At 72.3% G+C, this 20,108-nt stretch carries 17 protein-coding genes; 8 read left to right on the forward strand and 9 right to left on the reverse strand.

Going from position 1 to position 20,108, the window contains the following annotated elements:
• Entirely contained in the window at positions 1-2,421 is a 2,421-nt protein-coding gene (locus ACZ4D5_RS24050; protein WP_467774445.1) for a penicillin acylase family protein, read from the forward strand.
• Between the two features lie 68 nt (positions 2,422-2,489).
• Here the strand turns inward: ACZ4D5_RS24050 and ACZ4D5_RS24055 are convergent, their stop codons facing one another.
• Together ACZ4D5_RS24055 and ACZ4D5_RS24060 are read right to left on the reverse strand one after the other, a co-directional pair.
• Positions 2,490-4,076: an acyl-CoA synthetase gene (locus ACZ4D5_RS24055; protein WP_467774446.1), complete on the reverse strand. Its 1,587-nt coding sequence runs from the start codon at positions 4,074-4,076 to the stop codon at positions 2,490-2,492.
• Positions 4,073-5,185 (reverse strand): NAD(P)H-dependent flavin oxidoreductase, encoded by a 1,113-nt coding sequence (locus ACZ4D5_RS24060; RefSeq protein WP_467774447.1) that lies wholly within the window; start codon positions 5,183-5,185, stop codon positions 4,073-4,075. Before ACZ4D5_RS24060 ends, ACZ4D5_RS24055 begins: the two co-directional genes overlap by 4 nt.
• A 164-nt stretch (positions 5,186-5,349) precedes the next feature.
• Here ACZ4D5_RS24060 and ACZ4D5_RS24065 point away from each other — a divergent pair, with 164 nt between their 5' ends.
• Complete coding sequence (locus tag ACZ4D5_RS24065) at positions 5,350-6,576, forward strand: FAD-dependent oxidoreductase (RefSeq protein ID WP_467774448.1); 1,227 nt, start codon at positions 5,350-5,352, stop codon at positions 6,574-6,576.
• On the opposite strand, the gene ACZ4D5_RS24070 is transcribed toward ACZ4D5_RS24065, so the two are convergent.
• Both ACZ4D5_RS24070 and ACZ4D5_RS24075 read right to left on the reverse strand, forming a co-directional pair.
• Positions 6,519-7,781: an MFS transporter gene (locus tag ACZ4D5_RS24070; RefSeq protein WP_467774449.1), complete on the reverse strand. Its 1,263-nt coding sequence runs from the start codon at positions 7,779-7,781 to the stop codon at positions 6,519-6,521. The two genes, ACZ4D5_RS24065 and ACZ4D5_RS24070, sit on opposite strands and share 58 nt — an antisense overlap.
• Entirely contained in the window at positions 7,778-8,764 is a 987-nt protein-coding gene (locus tag ACZ4D5_RS24075; RefSeq protein ID WP_467774450.1) for a MerR family transcriptional regulator, read from the reverse strand. Before ACZ4D5_RS24075 ends, ACZ4D5_RS24070 begins: the two co-directional genes overlap by 4 nt.
• Positions 8,765-9,223: 459 nt before the next feature.
• Between ACZ4D5_RS24075 and ACZ4D5_RS24080 the strand changes: the two genes are divergently transcribed.
• The 4 genes from ACZ4D5_RS24080 (at position 9,224) to ACZ4D5_RS24095 (ending at position 12,172) form a co-directional block, all read left to right on the forward strand.
• Positions 9,224-9,685 (forward strand): hypothetical protein, encoded by a 462-nt coding sequence (locus ACZ4D5_RS24080; protein WP_467774451.1) that lies wholly within the window; start codon positions 9,224-9,226, stop codon positions 9,683-9,685.
• A 126-nt stretch (positions 9,686-9,811) separates the two neighbouring features.
• The gene (locus ACZ4D5_RS24085) at positions 9,812-10,021 is read left to right on the forward strand and encodes an acyl carrier protein (protein WP_467774486.1); all 210 of its coding nucleotides are present in this window, start codon (positions 9,812-9,814) and stop codon (positions 10,019-10,021) included.
• Entirely contained in the window at positions 10,021-11,256 is a 1,236-nt protein-coding gene (locus tag ACZ4D5_RS24090; protein ID WP_467774452.1) for a beta-ketoacyl-[acyl-carrier-protein] synthase family protein, read from the forward strand. The genes ACZ4D5_RS24085 and ACZ4D5_RS24090 overlap by 1 nt, the downstream gene beginning before the upstream one ends.
• 19 nt (positions 11,257-11,275) lie before the next feature.
• Entirely contained in the window at positions 11,276-12,172 is an 897-nt protein-coding gene (locus tag ACZ4D5_RS24095) for an alpha/beta fold hydrolase (protein WP_467774453.1), read from the forward strand.
• A gap of 353 nt (positions 12,173-12,525) precedes the next feature.
• On the opposite strand, the gene ACZ4D5_RS24100 is transcribed toward ACZ4D5_RS24095, so the two are convergent.
• The 3 genes from ACZ4D5_RS24100 to ACZ4D5_RS24110 are packed head-to-tail and all read right to left on the reverse strand — an operon-like array spanning position 12,526 to position 15,413.
• On the reverse strand, positions 12,526-13,170 hold the full coding sequence (locus tag ACZ4D5_RS24100; RefSeq protein ID WP_467774454.1) for a TetR/AcrR family transcriptional regulator: 645 nt from the start codon (positions 13,168-13,170) through the stop codon (positions 12,526-12,528).
• A 60-nt stretch (positions 13,171-13,230) separates the two neighbouring features.
• A complete protein-coding gene (locus ACZ4D5_RS24105) occupies positions 13,231-14,781 on the reverse strand; it encodes a phytoene desaturase family protein (protein ID WP_467774455.1) in 1,551 nt (516 codons plus the stop codon).
• An 8-nt stretch (positions 14,782-14,789) separates the two neighbouring features.
• Positions 14,790-15,413 (reverse strand): helix-turn-helix domain-containing protein, encoded by a 624-nt coding sequence (locus ACZ4D5_RS24110; RefSeq protein WP_467774456.1) that lies wholly within the window; start codon positions 15,411-15,413, stop codon positions 14,790-14,792.
• Between the two features lie 99 nt (positions 15,414-15,512).
• Here ACZ4D5_RS24110 and ACZ4D5_RS24115 point away from each other — a divergent pair, with 99 nt between their 5' ends.
• The gene (locus tag ACZ4D5_RS24115; protein WP_467774457.1) at positions 15,513-16,148 is read left to right on the forward strand and encodes a class I SAM-dependent methyltransferase; all 636 of its coding nucleotides are present in this window, start codon (positions 15,513-15,515) and stop codon (positions 16,146-16,148) included.
• 78 nt (positions 16,149-16,226) lie between these two features.
• Positions 16,227-16,727 carry a DinB family protein gene (locus ACZ4D5_RS24120; protein WP_467774458.1) on the forward strand — a complete coding sequence of 167 codons (501 nt, stop codon included), beginning with the start codon at positions 16,227-16,229 and terminating at the stop codon, positions 16,725-16,727.
• Between the two features lie 39 nt (positions 16,728-16,766).
• Here the strand turns inward: ACZ4D5_RS24120 and ACZ4D5_RS24125 are convergent, their stop codons facing one another.
• Positions 16,767-19,013 carry a serine/threonine-protein kinase gene (locus tag ACZ4D5_RS24125; protein ID WP_467774459.1) on the reverse strand — a complete coding sequence of 749 codons (2,247 nt, stop codon included), beginning with the start codon at positions 19,011-19,013 and terminating at the stop codon, positions 16,767-16,769.
• Positions 18,995-19,951: an oxygenase MpaB family protein gene (locus tag ACZ4D5_RS24130; RefSeq protein ID WP_467774460.1), complete on the reverse strand. Its 957-nt coding sequence runs from the start codon at positions 19,949-19,951 to the stop codon at positions 18,995-18,997. Before ACZ4D5_RS24130 ends, ACZ4D5_RS24125 begins: the two co-directional genes overlap by 19 nt.
• Between the last annotated feature and the right edge of the window lie 157 nt (positions 19,952-20,108).

Here is a 20,108-nt window from a genome sequence, read left to right on the forward strand (position 1 = left end):
ATGCGCATCGGCACAAGACGCACGGCGGCCGTGGGAATCGCCCTGTTGACGGCGGTGGCCCTGCTCCCGTCGTCCGGCGCGGGCGCCGCGCCCGAGGACGCCCGCGGGGACGCCCGCCCCTCGGGCGGCGGCCTGCACGCCACCATCCGCTACACCGAGTACGGCATTCCGCACATCCTCGCCAAGGACTACAAGAACCTCGGCTTCGGCACCGGCTGGGCGCAGGCCGCCGACCAGGTGTGCACCCTGGCCGACGGCTATCTGACCGTACGCGGCGAGCGCTCCCGCCACTTCGGGCCCACCGCCCCTCCCGGCTCCGCGCTCTCCTCGGCGTCCACGAACCTCAGCAGCGACCTGTACTTCCGCGGCGTGCGCGAGGCCCGCACCGTGGAGAAGCTCCTCGACCTGCCCGCCCCGGCGGGCCCGTCCCGCCACTCCAAGGAGCTCATGCGGGGCTTCGCCGCGGGCTACAACGCCTGGCTGAGGCAGAACCGCATCACCGACCCGGCCTGCGCCAAGGCCGACTGGGTGCGCCCGATCACCGCCCTCGACGTGGCCCGGCAGGGCTTCGCCGTGCAGGTGCTCGGCGGACAGGGGCGCGGCATCGACGGCATCACGGCGGCCGCGCCTCCCGGCTCGAAGAGAGCCGACCGCGCGGCCGACCCGAAGCGCACCGCGAAGGCCGCCCGCGAGATGTTCTCCCCGCAGGACGCGGACATGGGCTCCAACGCCGTCGCCTTCAACGGAAGCACCACCGCCAACGGCAAGGGCCTCCTCCTCGGCAACCCCCACTACCCCTGGCAGGGCGGCCGCCGCTTCTGGCAGTCGCAGCAGACCATCCCCGGTGAACTGAACGTCTCCGGCGGCTCGTTGCTCGGCACGAGCGTGGTCAACATCGGCTTCAACGGCGACGTGGCGTGGAGCCACACCGTCGCGACCGGCGTCCCCCTGAACCTGCACCAGCTCACCCTGGACCCGGCCGACCCGACCGCCTATCTGGTCGACGGCAAGAGACACAGGATGACGAAGCGCACGGTCACGGTGCCGGTCAAGGACGGCCCACCGGTGACCCGCACCCAGTGGTGGACCCGCTACGGCCCCGTCGTCACCGGCCTCGGCCCCCAGCTGCCGCTCCCCTGGTCGGCCACCACCGCGTACGCGCTGAACGACCCCAACGCCGTGAACCTGCGCGGCGCCGACACCGGCCTCGGCTTCGGCAGGGCCCGCTCCACCGCGGGCGTCCTCAGGTCGCTGCGCGACACGCAGGGGCTGCCCTGGGTCAACACCGTCGCCGCAGACCGGCACGGCCACTCGCTGCTCAGCCAGTCGCAGGTGCTCCCGCGGATCACCGACGACCTCGCGGAGCGCTGCAGCACGGCGCTCGGCAAGGTCACCTATCCGGCCTCGGGCGTCGCGGTCCTCGACGGCTCGCGCGGCGCGTGCGCGCTCGGCTCCGACAAGGACGCGGTGCAGCCCGGCATCTTCGGCCCGTCACGGATGCCGACCCTCAAGGACGCCCCGTACGCGGAGAACTCCAACGACAGCGCCTGGCTGACCAACGCCGACCGGCCGATCACCGGGTACGAGCGGATCTTCGGCACGATCGGCACGCAGCGCTCGATGCGTACGCGCGGCGGCATCGAGGACGTGGCGGCGATGGCGGAGCGGGGCGAGCTGACGGTCAAGGACCTCCAGCGGCAGCAGTTCGCCAACCGGGTGCCCGCGGCGGACCTCGCCGCCGACGACACGGCGAAGGCCTGCGCGGCACTGCCGGGCGGGACGGCAACGGGCAGCGACGGAAAGGCCGTTGACATCGGCAAGGCGTGCACGGTCCTGGCCCGCTGGGACCACGCGATGGACACCGGCAGCCGCGGCGCCCTGCTCTTCGACCGCTTCTGGCGCAAGCTGACGGCAGCCGTGCCGAACGCGCAGCTGTGGAAGGTCCCCTTCTCGGCCGCCGACCCGGTGCGCACCCCGAACACCCTCGACACCGCACTGCCCGGCTTCGGTACGGCGCTGGCCGACGCGGTCACCGAGCTCACCTCGGCGGGCATCGCCCTGGACGCGCCGCTGGGCGAGAACCAGTACGTCGTACGGGGCGGCAAGCGCATCCCGGTCTCCGGCGGCACGGAGTCCCTCGGCGTCTGGAACAAGGTCGAGGCCACCTGGGACGCGAAGGCCGGCTACACCGAGGTCGCGCACGGCACGAGCCACCTCCAAGCGGTCGGCTGGACCGAAGGACGCTGCCCCGAGGCCCGTACGCTCCTCACGTACTCCCAGTCGTCCAACCCCAACTCACCGCACTACAGCGACCAGACGAAGCTCTACGCGAAGGAGCGCTGGGTGACGTCGCGCTTCTGCGAGAAGGACATCCTCGGTGATCCCGCGCTGAAGGTGGTGCGGGCGCGCGAGCGCCGCTGACACCGGACCGCACGAGGACGAGGCCGGACCCCGCGGCAGGGGTCCGGCCTCGGCTCTCCCGCGCGGCATCACAGCGCGCGTTCGCGCCCCTCCCAATAGGGTTCACGCAGACGCCGCTTGTACAGCTTGCCGTTGGGGTCGCGCGGCATCGCCTCGATGAAGTCGACGCTCTTGGGCCGCTTGTAGGCCGCGAGCCTGCTCTCGCAGTGGGCGAGGATCTCGGCGGCGAGCGCGTCGTCGGCGGCCCGTCCTTCGGCGACCTCGACGACGGCCTTGACCTCCTCGCCCCAGTCGTCGTGCGGGATCCCGAAGGCGGCGGCGTCGGCGACCGCGGGGTGGGTGAGCAGCGCCGACTCGATCTCGGCGGGGTAGATGTTGACCCCGCCCGAGATGATCATGTCGATCTTGCGGTCGCGCAGGAAGAGATAGCCGTCCTCGTCGAGCAGCCCGAGGTCGCCGACGGTGAAGAAGTCGCCGATGCGGTTCTTCTTCGTCTTCGACTCGTCCTTGTGGTACGAGAATCCGCCGGTGGACATCTTCATGTAGACGGTGCCGAGTTCGCCCGGCGGCAGGCGGTTGCCGTCGTCGTCGAAGACCGCCAACTCGCTGATGGGCCAGGCCTTTCCGACCGTTCCCGGCTTCTTCAGCCAGTCCTGCGCGGTGGCGAACGCGCCGCCGCCCTCGCTGGCCGCGTAGTACTCCTCGACGCACTCGCCCCACCAGTCGATCATGGCGCGCTTCACGTGGTCGGGGCAGGGCGCGGCGCCGTGGATGGCGTGCCGCATCGAGGACACGTCGTACGCGGCCCGCGTCTGCTCGGGCAGCGCGAGCAGGCGGTGGAACTGCGTCGGCACCATGTGCGTGTGGGTGCACTGGTGCGCGTCGATGAGGCGGAGCATCTCCTCGGGCGTCCACTTGTCCATCAGGACCAGCGGATGGCCGATGTGCAGGGCGGCACCCGCGAACTGGAGGACGGCCGTGTGGTAGAGCGGCGAGCAGACCAGGTGGACGTTGCCTTCGAAGGGCCTGATCCCGAAGATGCCGAGGAAGCCACCGAGGTAGGACTCCTCGGGGAGCTTGCCGGACAGGGGGCGGCGGATGCCGCGCGGGCGGCCCGTGGTGCCCGAGGTGTAGTTCATGACCCAGCCGAGGGTGCGGTCGGCGGGGGCGGACTCGGGCTGTCCGTCGAGGAGTTGAGCGTAGGGCCGGAAGCCTCGGACGTCCCCGACGGCGTACCGGTGGCTGACCGGCAGGTCCGCCTCGTCGGCCGCCGCGACGGCCGCGTCCGCGAACCGCTCGTGCGCGATCAGGACCTTGGCGCCGGAGTCGGCGACGATCCAGGCGATCTCGGGTCCGACGAGGTGGTGGTTGACGGGGACGAGGTAGAACCCGGCCTGGGACGCGGCGAGATACGCGGTGAAGAACTCCACGCCGTTGGGCAGCACGACGGCGAAGGCGTCGCCGCGCTCCAGGCCCGCGGCCCGCAGCCCGTGCACCAACTGGTTGACGGCGCCGTGCAGTCGGCCCGCCGTCCACGCCTCGCCGTCGGGCGCGACGAGGACGCCACGGCCCGGGTCGGCCGCGGCCTGGGCCCAGAACCCGTTGGGAGGCGTGCTCGCGGTTGTGCTCGCAGATGTGCCCGCGGATGCGCTCACGACTGACTTCCCCTTCCCGCGATGCGGTTGACCCGGTCGACGGCCCGCTCGAAGCCGCGGGTCAGATCGTCGAAGACGGCCTGGACGCCGCGTTCGCTGTTCATCCGGCCGACGATCTGCCCGACGGGGGTGCCGAGCAGGTCCTCCACCTCGTACTTCTGGATGCGTGAGACGGCCTCGGCGACCAGGAGCCCCTGCAGCGGCATCGGCAGCGCTCCCGGCCCCTGCGGGTCGTCCCACGCGTCGGTCCACTGCGTACGCAACTGGCGTGCGGGCTTGCCGGTCAGGGCGCGGGAGCGGACCGTGTCGCCGGACCCCGCGGCAAGGAGTTTCCGTGTGAGGGCGGGCGAGTGCAGATCGGCCTCCGTGGTGGTGAGCCACAGGGAGCCGAGCCAGACGCCCTGCGCGCCGAGCGCGAGCGCGGCCGCGATCTGCTCGCCGCTGCCGATGCCTCCGGCGGCGAGGACCGGCAGCGGCGCGACCGCCTCGACGGCTTCCGGGGTGAGCACCATGGAGGCGATCTCGCCGGTGTGGCCGCCCGCCTCGTAGCCCTGCGCGACGACGATGTCGATGCCCGCGTCCGCGTGCTTGCGGGCGTGCCGTGCGCTGCCCGCGAGGGCGGCGACGAGGACGTCGTTGTCGTGGGCCCGCCGGATCACGTCGGCCGGGGGTGAACCGAGCGCGTTGGCAAGGAGTTTGATCGGGTAGTCGAAGGCGACGTCGAGCTGGTTGCGGGCGACCTGCTCCATCCAGCCGGTGATGCGCCAGCCGGACGCCTCGCCCTCGGCGAGTTCGGGCACGCCGTGCTTGGCGAGGGTGTCTCTGACGAACTGCCGGTGCCCCTCGGGGATCATCGCCTCGACGTCGGCCTCGCTGACGCCCTCGACCTTCTTGGCGGGCATGACGACATCGAGCCCGTAGGGCTTCCCTCCGACGTGCTCCTGCATCCAGTCGAGGTCCCTGGCCAGTTCGTCGGGCACCGTGTAGCGGACCGCGCCGAGCACCCCGAACCCGCCCGCCCTGCTGATGGCCGCGGCCACCGCGGGGAAGGGCGTGAAGCCGAAGATGGCGTGCTCGACTCCCAGTCTCTTGCTCAACTCCGTCTGCATGGGCGCAGGATGCCGCAGCACCCTGTCCGAGGGAAGAGATTTTCTGATGCAGCGTCAGTTATTTGCGTCCTGACCGCATGGTCAGATGACTGACCGCTCGGTTAGTGTGCCGCGAGTGAGCCCGCACGTGGTGCGGTTCGGCTCGACCGACGGAGGAAACCGACATGGAACACACGACGTGCTGCGTGGTGGGCGGCGGACCGGCCGGCATGATGCTCGGCCTGCTCCTCGCGAGAGCGGGCGTCGAGGTGACCGTCCTGGAGAAGCACGGCGACTTCCTGCGCGACTTCCGCGGCGACACCGTGCATCCGTCGACCCTGCGCCTGCTCGACGAACTCGGCCTCGGCGAACGCTTCGCGCGCCTGCCCGCCCGCAAGCTGCGGGACATGCGCATGCACATCGAGGGCACCACCGTGGTCGCGGGCGACCTGCGGCACGTCCCGGGTCGGCACAAGTACATCGCGATGGTCCCGCAGTGGGACTTCCTCGACCTCCTCGCGGGCGCGGCGGCCGAAGAGCCGTCGTTCACGCTGCGGATGCGGACGGCGGCGACCGACGTACGCAGGGACGACACGGGCCGCATCACCGGCGTCCACTACGTCGACGAGAGGGGCAGGCCCGGCCAACTCTCCGCGGACCTGACGGTGGCCTGCGACGGCAGGAACTCGGCGGTCCGCGCGGCGGCGGGCCTCACCCCCACCTCCTTCGACGTCCCGATCGACGTCTGGCAGGTCCGCGTGCCCGCGCCCCGCGACGGGCTCAAGGACGGCCGTGTCTTCCTGAGCATCCGTGACGGCCAGATCGCCGCCACCATGGACCGCGGCGACTACTACCAGACCTCCTACCTCATCAAGAAGGGCACGGACGCTGAGCTCCGGTCCCACGGCGTCGACTGGTTCCGCGACCGGCTCGGCGCCCTGCTCGACTGGGACCGCGCGGCGATGCGGGAGATCCGCTCCTGGGACGACGTGAAACTCCTGGAGGTCACCATGGACCGCCTCCCCCGCTGGCACACCGAGGGCCTCCTCTGCATCGGCGACGCCGCGCACACCATGTCGCCGGTCGGCGGCGTCGGCGTCAACCTCGCGGTCCAGGACGCGGTCGCGGCGGCCCGGATCCTCGCGGCACCGCTGCGGCGAGGACGTGTGGACGTACGCGACCTGGCCCGCGTCCAGAAGCGCCGCCACCTCCCTACGGCCCTGACCCAGCGCCAGCAGCGGGGCGAACACGAGATGCTGCTGCGCCCGGCCCTGGAAGGAACCCTCAGAGCCGACCGCCTCCCACTCCCCCTCCGCATGCTCCGCACGGTCCCCGCGCTGCGGACGGTGACGGGCTACTTGGGCGGCGTGGGAATCCGCCCGGAACATGCGCCGGGGTTTGCGCGGCGCTGAGACACGACACGGCTCGGCGGCCGCGAGCTCCAGCCGATGACCGACGCCAGGACAGCGACCACCGGCACCAGCAGGAGCGCCGCCCTGCTGCCCTCCGCGGCGCCGATCTGCGTGAACACCGCGGCGCCCAGGGCCGCGCCGGCCGTGTCGAGGCCCGACAGCCACGACATCGTCTCGGTGACCCCGCCCGAGGGTGCCAGGTCTCCGGCGAGCGTACGCACGGCGCCGAACGTGCCGCCGATCGCGAGACCGGCCACCGGACAGACCAGGAGAACCACCGTCGGCGAGAACAGGGTGGCCGTCGCCAGCGCGCCCGCCCCCGCCGCGAAGACGCAGAGCAGCACGGACACCTTGCGGCCGCGGGCCAGCAGGGCCGGGGCCGCTCCCAGGGCAAGGCTCCCCAGGACGCTGCCGATGGACAGCGCAGCCAGGTACAGGCCGGTGTACGCGGTCGCGCCGTACTCCTTGGCATAGATCGGCAGGACGATGTCGACAGCGGCCACAGCCGTGACGAAGAGGAGGTCGGTGGCCAGCAGTCGGCGCAGGGGTGCGGAGGCCAGAGGGCCGAGCCGATGAGCTGAGGGGGCCTGCCCCGAACCGGCCCGCACCGAAGGCGACCGGACCAGCAGCGCGACCACACCCGTGTTCAGCACGGAAATCACGACGAACGGCGCTGCGGCCGACAAGGACAGACTGAGCCAACTGGCAAGCACCGGGCCCGTGATGAGAGCGGCACCGGTCATGGCCGAGTCCAGGGCCATCGCGGTGGCCAGCGTCCGGCCGTCCGTCAAGGGGTGCCAGACCGTGCGCATCATGACAGCGACAGGAGGGGTGGTGGCCCCCAAGGCAGCGGCGAGGGCCAGGACCGCCGGTGTGGGACCGTCCTCGTACACCGCCGTGATCAGGAGCCCGGTGGCTGTGAGGTGCCCCGCGAGACAGCAGAGCAGGACGGTGCGCGGGGCGTGGCGGTCGATGAGCCGCCCGCGCAGCGGTGCGGTCACGCCCTGGCCAATCGCCAGGGCGCTCACGGCCAGGCCCGCGGTGCCGTAGGCGTGGTCGCGGCCGACCAGGAGCAGCAGGCTCAGGGACAGCATGCCGAACGGAAGCTTCGATGCCATGCCGAGCGCCGCGATGCGCCGGAAGCCGGGGAGCTCCATCAAGTCCCGGTAGCCGACGAGCAGTCGCTGTCGTGGTCCGCCGCTCATGCCGCGCAAGGGGCACGCAGCGCCCGTACCGCCCAGTCCAGTGCCGGGGTCAGGCTCTTCGGGGCGGGCCAGGCGTTGGCGGTTGCCAAGAGGTGTAGATAGCGGTCCCTGCGGGGGTCGTTCATCGTGGTCAGGTGGGCTGCCAGGTCGTGGCGGAGCCGGGCGTCGTCGGGGCGGTCGACGATGCGGGCGTAGTGCGCGGCCAGGGCCGCGGCGATCGGGGCCGCCAAGGGGGAGGTGGGCTCCATGCCCTCGCTCAGGGCCGGTTCGGCCAGGGAGCGGACGGCATCGGCCAGGACGCGGGGCAGGCCCGTGGTGTCGTCGGGGGCGCGGTCTGCGGCCAGTTGCTGGGCCATGCAGTGCAGGCTTGTACGGAAGTCGGGGTCCGCGAGCAGTCCTGCCAGCTCCACCCAGGCCTCGATCTGCTCCACGGCGGGACGGTCGGGCAGCTCCGGTGTCATCGAGCGGATCACCGCGGGGAAGGCCGGGTGGGCGTCCAGGCCCGCGAAGACCGTGGCGAGGAAGTCGTCCGTCAGACGGCGGCGTTCCTCCTCGGAGAGCGTGGCCAGCCGGTGCAGGAGGTCCAGCTCCTCGGGCGTGGAGCCTCGCTCGGCCACCACGGTCAGGACCGCGCGGCGCACGCGCAGGGCGTGGATCTGGACGTCCAGCGCCTCGGCGTGCGCCGCGGCCACGTCGGGCAGCGCGACCTCCCGGTCCACGACCCTGCGGATCGTGGGCAGGTCGAGGCCCAGTTCCCGCAGGGTCCGCACGAGGTCGAGCCGGGCGGCGGCCTCGGGGCCGTAGCGCCGGTAGCCGGCCGGGCTGCGCTCCGTCGGCGCCACGATCCCCGAGTCCGAGTAGAAGCGGATGGTCTTGACCGTCAGACCGGTCCGGCGGGCCAGCTCGCCGATCGAGTAGAGGGGGCCGCTGTGGAGGGTGTCGGCGCAGAGGGTGTCGGTGCGGAGAGTGCCGCTTTCGTTCATGCCGCCCACTCTCGTCTCTCCCCTTAGGGGAGACTCAAGGCGGCATGACCCAGATACGCCAGAATCCCGCTACGGGATGATCTTGCTGGCCCCTCCGGCCTCGGGGTCGGACGCGAGTTCGGCGCGGACGAGGGATGTCATCGACGTCCCGGAGGGCGGCGAAGTCGGCGTGGGCTGCCTCGACGGCTTCGGGGTACGTCTGAACATCGGTGCAGCCATCAACGCCAAGCGCTTGATCTTGAACCCCGATTCGCGGTTCCGAGGGGGTCGCGCGGGCGGAGGGCGGTCTGTCGCAGGGCTGGTTGGGATCTTCAAGGATCTGCCCATGTCGAAGCAGAAGCGGGACAGGCAGCACCGGACGCCGCAGAAACGGGTTCCCGGCCGCTCCTCGGTACCGGGTCCGCGTGCGGCGGTTGCGGTACTGCGGGCGGCGGGTTGCCGCTGCGGGGAAATATGGACATGGCGGCGCGGATGCTGGAGCACGCGAAGCCGGACCAGCTGGTGGAGCTGGTGCTGCCGTATCTGTGGGTGGGCCTCGCCGAAAGGCGTGTCCCGGCGAACGTGTGCGTGGACGCGTGCATGACGCTGCGGAACGCCTACGGCGAGCTGGGCGTGCGGACTGAGCTGCTGCCGGTCGAACTGGCGATCCCGAACAACAAGACCATCGGCGGCGCGGGCGTCACCGACGAGTCCATGCTGTCCATGGCCCTCCACCTACGCGACCAGGAGATGAGCCTGCCCGACATCGCCAAGCGGCTCGTCATCACCACGGGCACGAAGAAGGGCTGGCATCCCTCCCCCTCCACCGTCACGCGGAAGCTGTGGGAACACGACGAACAGGACACCACCGCGGCGGGCGCCTGGTCACCCAACTGGTTTGCGGCCGCGGATGAAGCCACACCCGCGTGCGCGGTTCGGTAATCCGAAAGGATTATCAATGCCCGTTCGACGCCACCTGGCGAGGGGGCCGACGTTATCTGACGAAAGCCTTCGTCACCGCCGAGCAAGGGGCAACAGTTGCTGAATACCGCGGACCACGTCACCGACCTGCTGATCAGGATGTACAAGCTGTCACCCGACTCCGTGCTTCCTGATGTGCCGCTGCACCGACTGCGCATCGACTCCCTCGCGCTGGAGGAGTTGCGGCTGGTACTCGAGGACGAACTGCACATCGACCTGGAGGACGTCAACCTGACGTCCCGCAGCACCGTGGGGCAGCTGGTGGACGTCGTGCGCCAAAAGTCAGCGGTGTCGTGATGCCCGGGACGGAGCACGGCGCGGCCGCAGTGACAGGGCTCGGCCTGGTGACCGCCGCGGGCAGCGATGCCAAGAAGACCTGGAACGAGATCACTTCCGCCGGCGCTCCCCGGGGGGTACGCACGCTGGAGGGGCTGCAGGGCCTGCCCTGTGACTTCATGTACACCGTCGAGGGACTCGACCTGGAGGCGGAGCTGGGCCGGGACACGTTGCTCATGGATCGGTTCGCCCAGCTGGCGGTGGTCGCGGCCCGGCAGGCCGTGGCCGACGCGGGACTCGACCCGACCACCTGGGACGGTTCCCGCGTCGCGGTGGTGGTCGGCACGGCCCACGGCGGCCTGCACTACTACGACCAGCAGCAGGCCGTCCTCGACCGGCGGGGACCTCGCAAGGTCTCGCCGAAAGTCGCGCCGCTGAGCGTCAACAACAACGCCGCCGGCAGTGTCTGCCAGGACCTCGGCGCCCGCGGGCCGAGCCTGGCGGTCAGCACGGCCTGCGCCTCGGGCACCGACGCGATCGGTACCGCGTTGGGCTGGTTGCGCGCCGGTCGCTGCGACATCGCTGTCGCCGGCGGGGCGGAAGCCCTGCGCTCGCGGCTGCTGTTCGCCAGCACCTGCCGGTTGCGGGCACTGTCCACCCGGGTGGACGACCCCGCGGCCGCCTGTCGGCCGTTCGATGTCGCCCGGGACGGCTTCGTCGTCGGAGAGGGTGCCGGGATGCTGGTGCTGGAGCGCCCGGAACACGCCCGGGCCCACGGCGCCACCGTCCGGGCCCACCTGGCCGGGTACGGGTCGTCCAACGACGCCTTTTCCCCCGTGGCCAGCGACGAGGAGGGGGCAGGCATCGAGCGGGCGCTGCGGGTCGCGCTGGCCGATGCCGGCGCCACCGCCACGGACATCGGGCACGTCAACGCCCACGGCACCTCGACCGTCATGAACGACCTGGTCGAAAGCGCCGCTCTGTATCGCGTCTTCGGCGACCGCCCGCTCGTCACCTCCACCAAGGCCATGACCGGCCACGCCCTGGGCGCCGCCGGCGGCATCGAGGCCGCCCTGACCGCCCTCGCCCTGGAGGAGCAACTGGTCCCACCGACAGTGAACCTGGACGTACAGGACCCGAGAGTGCCCGTCGAGGTGGTGGCCGAAACCGCCCGCCCCGCACGGCTGGAATCCGCGGCCTCGTCCTCGCTCGGCTTCGGCGGCCACAACGCCGTACTCGTTTTCACCCGGCACTGACCGAGAGGGACCCCTGTTCATGGAGTCTGTTCGCACCCTGTCCGTGGACGGACTGGCCTACACCTATCGGTCGCTGCGGCCGGCCACGTCACAAGCCGAGCCCCTGATCGCGCTGGGCGGCGCCTTCCAGGGCATGTACGACTGGCCGCAGTTGGAGGACGCCCTCACCGGCGTGGCCGGCCTGGTGACCGCCGATCTGCCCGGCTCCGGCGACTCCGACCTGCCGAGACCCGAGCACACCGTGGAGATCCTCGACGCGGCGCTCGACGCCATCGTCGACGACCTGCGCCTGCCGCGCATCAACCTCTACGGCTACTCCTACGGCGCGGTCCTCGCCTACCGGTACGCGCAACGTCACCCGGAGCGCTGCGCCCGCCTGCTGCTCGGAGGCGTCCCCGCCTACCTCTCCGAGGCCCCCTTCACGCGGTACAGGCAAGCCGGAGCGCTGCTGCGCGCCGGCGACGCGGAGGGCTTCGTCACCCGGGTCACCGCGGAGATGTTCTGCCTGGACGAGAGCCGGCACGTCCATCGCCGGGAACTCGCCCTGCGCTACTTCCGGCGCTCACTGCTCAAGACCGCCCACCAACCGCACGCTCCCTACCTGCTGGAGCGCGCCCTCGGCACCCGCACCGCCCTCACGGGCGGCCTGACCGGCGTACCCACCCTGGTCTTCGCCGGCGAACACGACACCCTCACCACCCCCGACCTGCAACGCGCCTTCGCCTCGACCATCGACGGCAGCGACTTTGTGACGATCGCCGACTGCGACCACATGATGCTCCTCGAACGACCCGACGCCGTCACCCGTCTCATCACGTCCTTCATCACCGACAGCCGGTCACTTTCATGCCACATCGACGGCCACTTCACGGAAACGCTCTCTGCCGATGAGCGGAAGAAGACGTCCCACACGTGAGCAGTAGTCGAGTTCGGGGTCTTCCAGGTCCGTACGGACTATGCCCGGTGATCCCCGGGCCCCTGAACTCGTTCTTCCGGGCCGGGCGATCTGTCGTCGAGCCGCACTCCTGCGACACGCCGCGTAGCGACGGCACCACCAACGACACCGGTCCGTACGAGTGACGGGCGAGGGACTCAGCCAACCAAGATCATCCCGTGGCGGGTTTCTGGCGTATCCGGGTCATGCCCCTCAAGGGGATGTGCACGGCCGGGCGTTCGACCACGTGCGCGACCAGAACGCCCGCCCCCGTGGCCACCACCGGAGTCGCACGAAGTCCGGATCGGCACTCCGCCGTGCCGTGCGGATGCGCCTCAGCCGCGCTTCTCGATCGCGTACAGCGTGAACCTCTCCAGCTCGTCCGCCGCCGCGTCCAGGTCCAGCTCCGGGTGGGCGAGCCACTGGCCGATCACCCCGTCGATCGCGCCGCCGACCGCGAGGGCGATCGTCGGCGGGTCGAACTCACGGAACTGGCCCGCCCGTTGACCCGCGGCGAGGAGATCGGCGAGGGCGCTCCAGCGCCCCGCCGTGTCATGGCCGCCGGGGTTCTTCAGGCGCGTGCCCTCCGCGTCGTCGAGGAGCATCTCGGTGATCACGCGCACGTGACGGCGGTTGTCCCGCTGGTAGCCGACCATCGCGTGGACGTAGGCGACGACGGCCGCGCGCGGGTCGGCCTCGGCGGCCACCTTCTCGTTCACGTACGCGGTGAACTGCTCCAGGACGTGCGACAGCGTGGCCCGGGTCAGGTTGTCCTTGGACGAGAAGTGGTAGAGGACCGCGGCCTTGGACAGGCCCGCCTGCTCGGCGATGGCCGCGAGGGACGTCGCCGGGTAGCCCTTGGTGGCGATCATGTCGATCGTGCACTCGACGAGCTGACTGCGGCGGGCCTGCTCGGTGAAGGTCGGCGTGCCGCTCCCCCGGCGCGAGGCACGGGGAGTTCCAGGAGTGCGGGAGGCCATCGTGGCACCCCTCCTCTCGTGACGCGCGCCGGTGATCGGCATCCGACCGTACACCAGCGGCTAAACCCCCAGCGCGGCCATGGCCGCGTTGTGCCCCGGGATGCCGCTGACCCCGCCGCCGCGCACGGCTCCCGCCCCGCACAGCAGGACGTTCGCGTGCCGGGTCTCCACGCCCCAACGCCCGGTGTCCTCCTGCGCGTAGGGGAAGGCGAGGTCGCGGTGGAAGATGTTGCCGCCGGGCAGCCGCAGGTCCCGCTCCAGGTCGAGCGGGGTCCTCGCCTCGACGCAGGGGCGGCCCTCGGCGTCGAGGGCCAGGCAGTCGGCGATCGGCTCGGCGAGGTGCGCGTCGAGCTGGGCGAGGGTGGACTTCAGGAGTTCGGCGCGGGCGGCGTCGTTGTCGCGGACGAACAGCCGTGCGGGGGTGTGCAGTCCGAAGAGCGTGAGGGTCTGGTAGCCGCGCTCCACCAGGTCGGGGGCGAGGATCGTCGGGTCGGTGAGCGAGTGGCAGTAGATCTCCGATGGCGGCGCGGAGGGCAGCGACCCGGCGGCCGCCTGGGCGTACGCGGTCGCCAACTCCTCGTACCCCTCGGCGATGTGGAAGGTCCCGGCGAAGGCCTCGCGCGGGTCGACGGAGGTGTCGCGCAGCCTCGGCAACCGCTTGAGCAGCATGTTGACCTTCAGCTGTGCGCCTTCGGCGGGCGGGGGCGGCGCGTCGCCGAGCAGCGCGGCGAGGGCCTGCGGCGAGGCGTTGACCAGGACGTGGTCCGCGGCGACGGTGCGCTCGCCGTCCCGCGACGCGTACGTCACCTCGGCGCGCCGCCCGTCGGTGGCGATCCGCGTGGCCTCGCACCCGGTGCGCAGGGTGGCGCCCGCCGCCCGCGCGGCGTCGGCGATGGCCGAGGTGAGGGCGCCCATGCCGCCGACGGGCACGTTCCAGTCGCCGGTGCCGCCGCCGATGACGTGGTAGAGGAAGCAGCGGTTCTGGCGCAGGGACGGGTCGTTGGCGTCGGCGAACGTGCCGATGAGCGCGTCGGTCAGGACGACGCCGCGCACCAGGTCGTCGTCGAAGCGCTCCTCGACGGCGGCGCCGATCGGCTCCTCGAAGAGGGTGCGCCAGGCGGTGTCGTCGTCGACGCGGGCGCGCAGTTCGGTGCGGGTGGGCAGGGGTTCGGTCAGGGTGGGGAAGACGCGGCGCGCGACCTGTCCCGTCATGGCGTAGAAGGCACGCCACGCCTCGTAGGCGCGGTGGTCGCCGGTGAGCTTGGCGAAGGCCTGCCGGGTGCGGGCCTCGCCGCCGCCGACGAGCAGGCCGGTGGGTCGTCCTTCGCGTTCGGTGGGCGTGTAGGAGGAGACGGTGCGGGTGCGCACCCTGAAGTCCAGGTCGAGATCCCGGACGATCTTCTTGGGGAGGAGGCTGACCAGGTACGAGTAGCGGGAGAGCCGCGCGTCGACCCCGGCGAAGGGCCGGGAGGAGACGGCGGCGCCGCCGGTGCCGGGGAGCCGCTCGAGGAGCAGCACGGACCGTCCGGCGCGGGCGAGATAGGCGGCGGCGACAAGACCGTTGTGACCACCGCCGACGATGACGGCGTCGTACGCATCACGATCAGGCATGCCTCTTCCTAGCACGGTGGCCCGGAGCCGGGAGGCTTTGAACTCGACGGCCGCCCGGGGTCGGTGCGCACGTGTGCGCGCAGCCCCTGCGGGCCGAACAGGATGAGCAGCTCGACCGCGCCGCCGTCGGCGCTGCCCAGCCAGTGCGGCAGGGACGTGTCGAACTCGGCCGCCTGACCGGGTGGCAGCACCAGTTCTCGGTCGCCGGTCACGAGCCGCAGGCGGCCTGCGAGGACGTAGAGCCACTCGAAGCCCTCGTGGGTCTGCGGGGTCGGTTCGAGGGGCTTGGGCCGGGCGGGGATGAGCATCTTGAAGGCGTGCACCCCGCCGGGCCGCCGGGACAGGGGTACGAAGGTCATGCCGTGCCGTCGGATCGGCTTGAGGTGGATCCGGGGGTCGCCGGTGCGCGGGGCGCCGACGAGGTCGTCCAGCGGTACGTCGTAGATGCGGGCCAGCGGCAGCAGCAGTTCCAGGCTCGGGCGGCGCAGTCCGCTCTCCAGGCGGGACAGCGTGCTCTCCGACACGCCTGTCGTCGCCGCGAGGTCGGCGAGGGTGATGCCGCGGTCACGGCGCAGGGCGCGCAGCCGCGGGCCCACCGCGTCGAGTACGTCGTCGTCCGTCGTGGGGTCCATGGGGCCCATCTTGCGGTTACCGCAAGATTCCGTGCCAGGTCGTGGTGGCCCCGGCAAGACTCGCACCCCATCGACGCACCATCGACACGAGGAGACTTGATGAGCACCACTGATGCGGTCGCGTTCTGGGACGACGTGTACGCGGGGCGCCCCGCGGCCGACAGCCCCCGGCCGAACGCCCGCCTGACCGAGACGGTCGAGACGGTGACGGGCCTGGCGCCCGGCGACGCGCTGGACCTCGGCTGCGGCGAAGGCGGTGACGCCCTGTGGCTCGCCGGACAGGGGTGGCGGGTCACCGCCACCGACATCTCGGGCGTGGCGGTCGAGCGGCTCACCGCTCTCGCCCGCGCGCACGGTCTGGGCGAGCGGATCACCGTCGTACGGCACGACCTGCACGCGTCCTTCCCGTCCGGCGGCTTCGACCTGATCAACGCCCATTACCTGCACACCCCTTGGGACCTGGACCGGTCGGCCGTCCTGCGCTCGGCCGCGCACGCGCTGCGGCCGGGCGGGCGGCTGCTGGTCGTCGACCACGGCTCGGCCGCGCCGTGGTCGTGGGACCAGGATCCCGGGACCCGCTACCCGGGCCCGCGGGAGGTCGCCGCGGGCATCGGCCTCGACCCGGCGTCCTGGACGGTCGAGCGGGCCGGGACACCTCGCCGCACGGCGACGGGACCGGACGGGAGCACCGCCGAGGTCACCGACCACGTCCTCCTCGTCCGCCGCACCGCCTGACGGCCCCGCTGACGCGCCCTCCCACTGACACGACATCCCACTGAAGTGACAGCTCCCGCCGAAGGAAGGCGACCACCCATGACCGGCACCACGCGCCCCCGCCGGCGCCCCGACACCCCGCCGCCCCGCACCGGAAGCAGCGAGACCGAGGTCCTGCGCGGCTTCCTCGACTACCTCCGTGCCTCGGTCGCCGCGAAGGTGGACGGCGTCCCCGAGCCGCGGGTCCGCACGGCCGCGGTGCCCTCGGGCACGAACCTGCTCGGCCTGCTCAACCACCTGACCCACGTCGAGCGTTCGCTGTTCCTCGGGGACACCGTCACCGACTGGCAGGCGACGTTCCAGGCGGCGCCGGCGGACGGCGTGGCCGCTGTCGTGGCCCGCTACCGCGCGGCGGTCGAGCGCGCGAACGACGTCCTCGACGGCTGCGCCGACCTCGGCGCACCGGTCCCCCGACCGCGCCCGGGGCGCCCGGCACCCAGCGTCCGCTGGGCCCTGACCCACATGATCGAGGAGACCGGACGCCACGCGGGCCACGCGGACATCCTCCGCGAGCTGATCGACGGCTCGACCGGCCGCTGAGTCACCGGCTCCGCCCGGGGGTTCGGCCCGGTGGGTGCTTCAGTGGCCCCCGGCGGCCCGCCGCTGCCGCAGCGCCGCGACCCTGCGGTACAGCTCGACCGCCTCCGTGCCGCGGCCCAGCTGTTCCAGGCAGTGCGCCTCGTCGTTGCGGCTGGCCAGGGCGTCGGGGTGGTCGGCGCCGAGGACCTGTTCGCGGGCCGCGGCGACCCTGCGGTACTCGGTGAGGGCGTCGGCCCAGCGGCCGAGCCAGCCGAGGCCGACGGCGACCTCGCGGCGGCTCACCAGCGTGTCGGGGTGGTCGGGGCCGAGCACGCGCTCGCGGATGGCGCACACGTCCCGCGCCTCCGCGAGGGCCTCCTCCCAGCGGCCCTGCCGCCCGAGGTTCACGCCGAGGCCGTGCCGGGCCCGCAGCGTCTCGGGGTCGGCGGGGCCGTTCACGCGCGTGCGGTCCTCGATCAGGTCGCGGTACAGCTCCAGGGCCTCCCCGCTGCGGCCGAGCCTGCCGAGGCTGATGCCGACCTCGTAGCGGGCCGCGAGGGTGTCGGGGTGGTCCGCGCCGAGCGCCCGTGCCCGCGCGTCGGCGACTTCGCGGTAGGTCTGCAGAGCCTCGGGCCAGCGCCCCAACTGCCCGAGCGCGTAGGCGACTTCGTACCGCGTGACGAGCGTGTCGGGGTGCGTCGCGCCGAGGACCCGCGCGCGGGCCGCCGCCACCTCCTCCGCGAGCCGGTAGGAGTCCTCCAGGCGGCCGAGGCGGCTCAGGTTGTAGGCGAGGTTGTGGCGGCAGCGCAGCGTGTCCGGGTGGTCGGGGCCCGCGGTGCGCTCACGGACGGCGAGCACCGAGGTGTACGTCTGGTGGGCCTCGAAGTGCCGACCGAGCTGGCCGAGCACGTACGCCATCTCCTGGCGGGCGGCGAGCGTCTCCGGGTGCTCGGGGCCGAGCGTGCGCTCGCGGCCCTGGGCGACGCGGCCGTACTCGCGCAGGGCGTCGGCGGCGCGGCCCGTGCGGCTGAGCGTGAAGCCGACCTCGTAGCGGCTGGCGAGCGTGTCGGGGTGGTCGGGGCCGAGGGCGTGCTCGCGCTCGGCGGCGACCGCGCGGTGCACCTCGCCCGCCTCGGCCCACCGCCCGAGCCGCCCCAGGCTCAGCCCCGCGTTGTGCCTGCTGGTGAGGGTGGCGACCACTTCCGGTGGCGGGGTGGGCCGTTCGGCCCCGCGGGGCGCGGCGGCGCGGCGCGCGTCGGTGCGGGGGATCCACTCGCCGGTCAGGCCCGCCGCCGCGTCGGGCGGGGTGGCGCGCAGCACGGACGCGCCGCTGGCCTTGTGCCCGGTGGTCATGCCGCGGGTCCAGGCGGGCAGGCGCGGCTCGTGGGACGGCAGCGGTTCGGGACCGCGCACCGGGCGCACGGGAGGCGTGGCGACGGTGGGCACGTACGTGGACGAGGTGCGGCCGGTGGCGATGCGGCGGCCCAACTCCCGTGCGTCGTGCGGCCGGTCGCCCGGCTCCTTGGCGAGCAGGTCGAGGACGATCCGGTCGAAGTAGGCGGGCAGTTCGCCGCGGCGCCTGCGCGGCGGCTCGGGCGCGGTGTCGCGGTGCCCGACGAGGACCGCCCAGGCGTCCTCCAGGTCGAACGGCGGGGCGCCGGTGGCGATTTCGTAGAGCACGCACCCGAAGGAGTACAGGTCGCTGCGCTGGTCGACGGGGTCGCCGCTGATCTGCTCGGGCGACATGTAGTGCGGGGTGCCCATCGCGATGCCCGTACCGGTCAGGCGGGAGGTGAAGCCGATGTCGGCGCCGAGCCTGGCTATGCCGAAGTCGCAGATCTTCACTGTGCCGTCGGCGAGCCGCATGATGTTCGCGGGCTTCAGGTCCCGGTGCACGATGCCCTGTTCATGGGTGTAGGCGAGGGCGGCGGCGACCTGGTCGGCGATCTCGACGACGTCGGCGACGGGCAGGGGATGCTGTTTGTTGTCCTCCAGGAGCTGGCTGAGATTGCGTCCTTCGAGGAGCTCCATCACCAGGTACAGGACGCCCTCGTACTCGCCGAAGTCGTGGACGACGGTGACGCCGCGGTGCTGGAGCGCCGCGGCCACGCGCGCCTCGCGCCGGAAGCGCTCGCGCAGCACGCGCGTGAAGGACTGGTCGTGCTGGGGCCCCATCGGCTTGAGGCACTTGACGGCGACCTGGCGGCCGAGCGACTCGTCACGCGCCCGCCACACCTCGCCCATACCGCCGCGCCCGATCAGATCCAGGAGTCGGTAGCGGCTCTGGATCAGCCTGGTGTCCGCCATCTCGTGCTGTCGCCCCCGTTGTTTCGCTGCGCCCTCCCCGGCCCGTCCAGTATGGCGTTCCGTCTGTCGAGTTTGTACGGTGCCGGGCGGCTGCCGGGGCCGAGGCGGGCCATGGCGCGCAGGACGTGCTTGGGCGGAAGTTGCCAGCGCACACGGTCGGGGATGCGGCGCAGGACGGTGCCGGTGAGGACCAGGCGGCGCGTGACGGTGGCGGGCGGTGGGGCGGGCCTGCCGTACAACTCGTGGGCGTACGGCGGCAACGAGGCGTACGCGAGATCGGCCACGCGCCGCCACAGCAGGGCGCGCGCCGGGACGAGCAGGGGGTGCGTCGGGGGGCGTTGCAGGAAGTCGTCGACGGCGCGGGCGTCGGCGCCCACGGCGAGTGCGGGCCGCACCTTCTCGAAGTACGCGGCGAGTTCGGCGGTGGAGGCGGGGACGCCGGCGGGGTCGAGGCCGACCAGGCGGGCGCTCTGGCGGTGCTCGGCGACGTACCGGTCGGCCAGGGCGTCGGTGAAGGGAAGCCCCGAGCGGCGTGCGACGTGCAGGTACGAATCGATCTCCGCGCAGTGCACCCACAGGAGCAGCTCGGGCTCGTCCACGCCGTAGCGCTCGCCGGTCTCCGGGTCGGTGGCCTTGAGCATCGTGTGGATCCTGCGTACGCGGGCCCCTGCCTTCTCGGCGGCCTCGGTGGTGCCGTACGTGGTGGTGCCGACGAAGTTGGCCGTGCGCATCAGACGGCCCCAGGCGTCCTTGCGGAAGTCGGAGTTCTCCATGACGCCGCGGACCGCGCGGGGGTGCAGGGCCTGGAAGTAGAGGGCGCGGATCCCGGCCACCCACATGATGGGGTCGGAGTGGGCCTGCCAGGTCACCGATGCCGGTCCGAAGAGACCGGGGTCGGCCTCGGGCGCGGGCGTGTGCTCGGGCGTGTGCTCGGGCATGGCGCGACCACCTCCTGACGTCCTGAGGGCCCAGTGTGGCCAGGTTTCCCCGCGGGCACCAGGCACGGTCGCGCCCCGTCGGCGGCCGCATCGAGCAGGATGGGATCCGGATTCGATCAGGATTCGAGAAGCGCCCGCACCCGGGTCGCCTCTAGCG

The sequence above is a fragment of the Streptomyces sp. NPDC025651 genome, assembly GCF_055558735.1.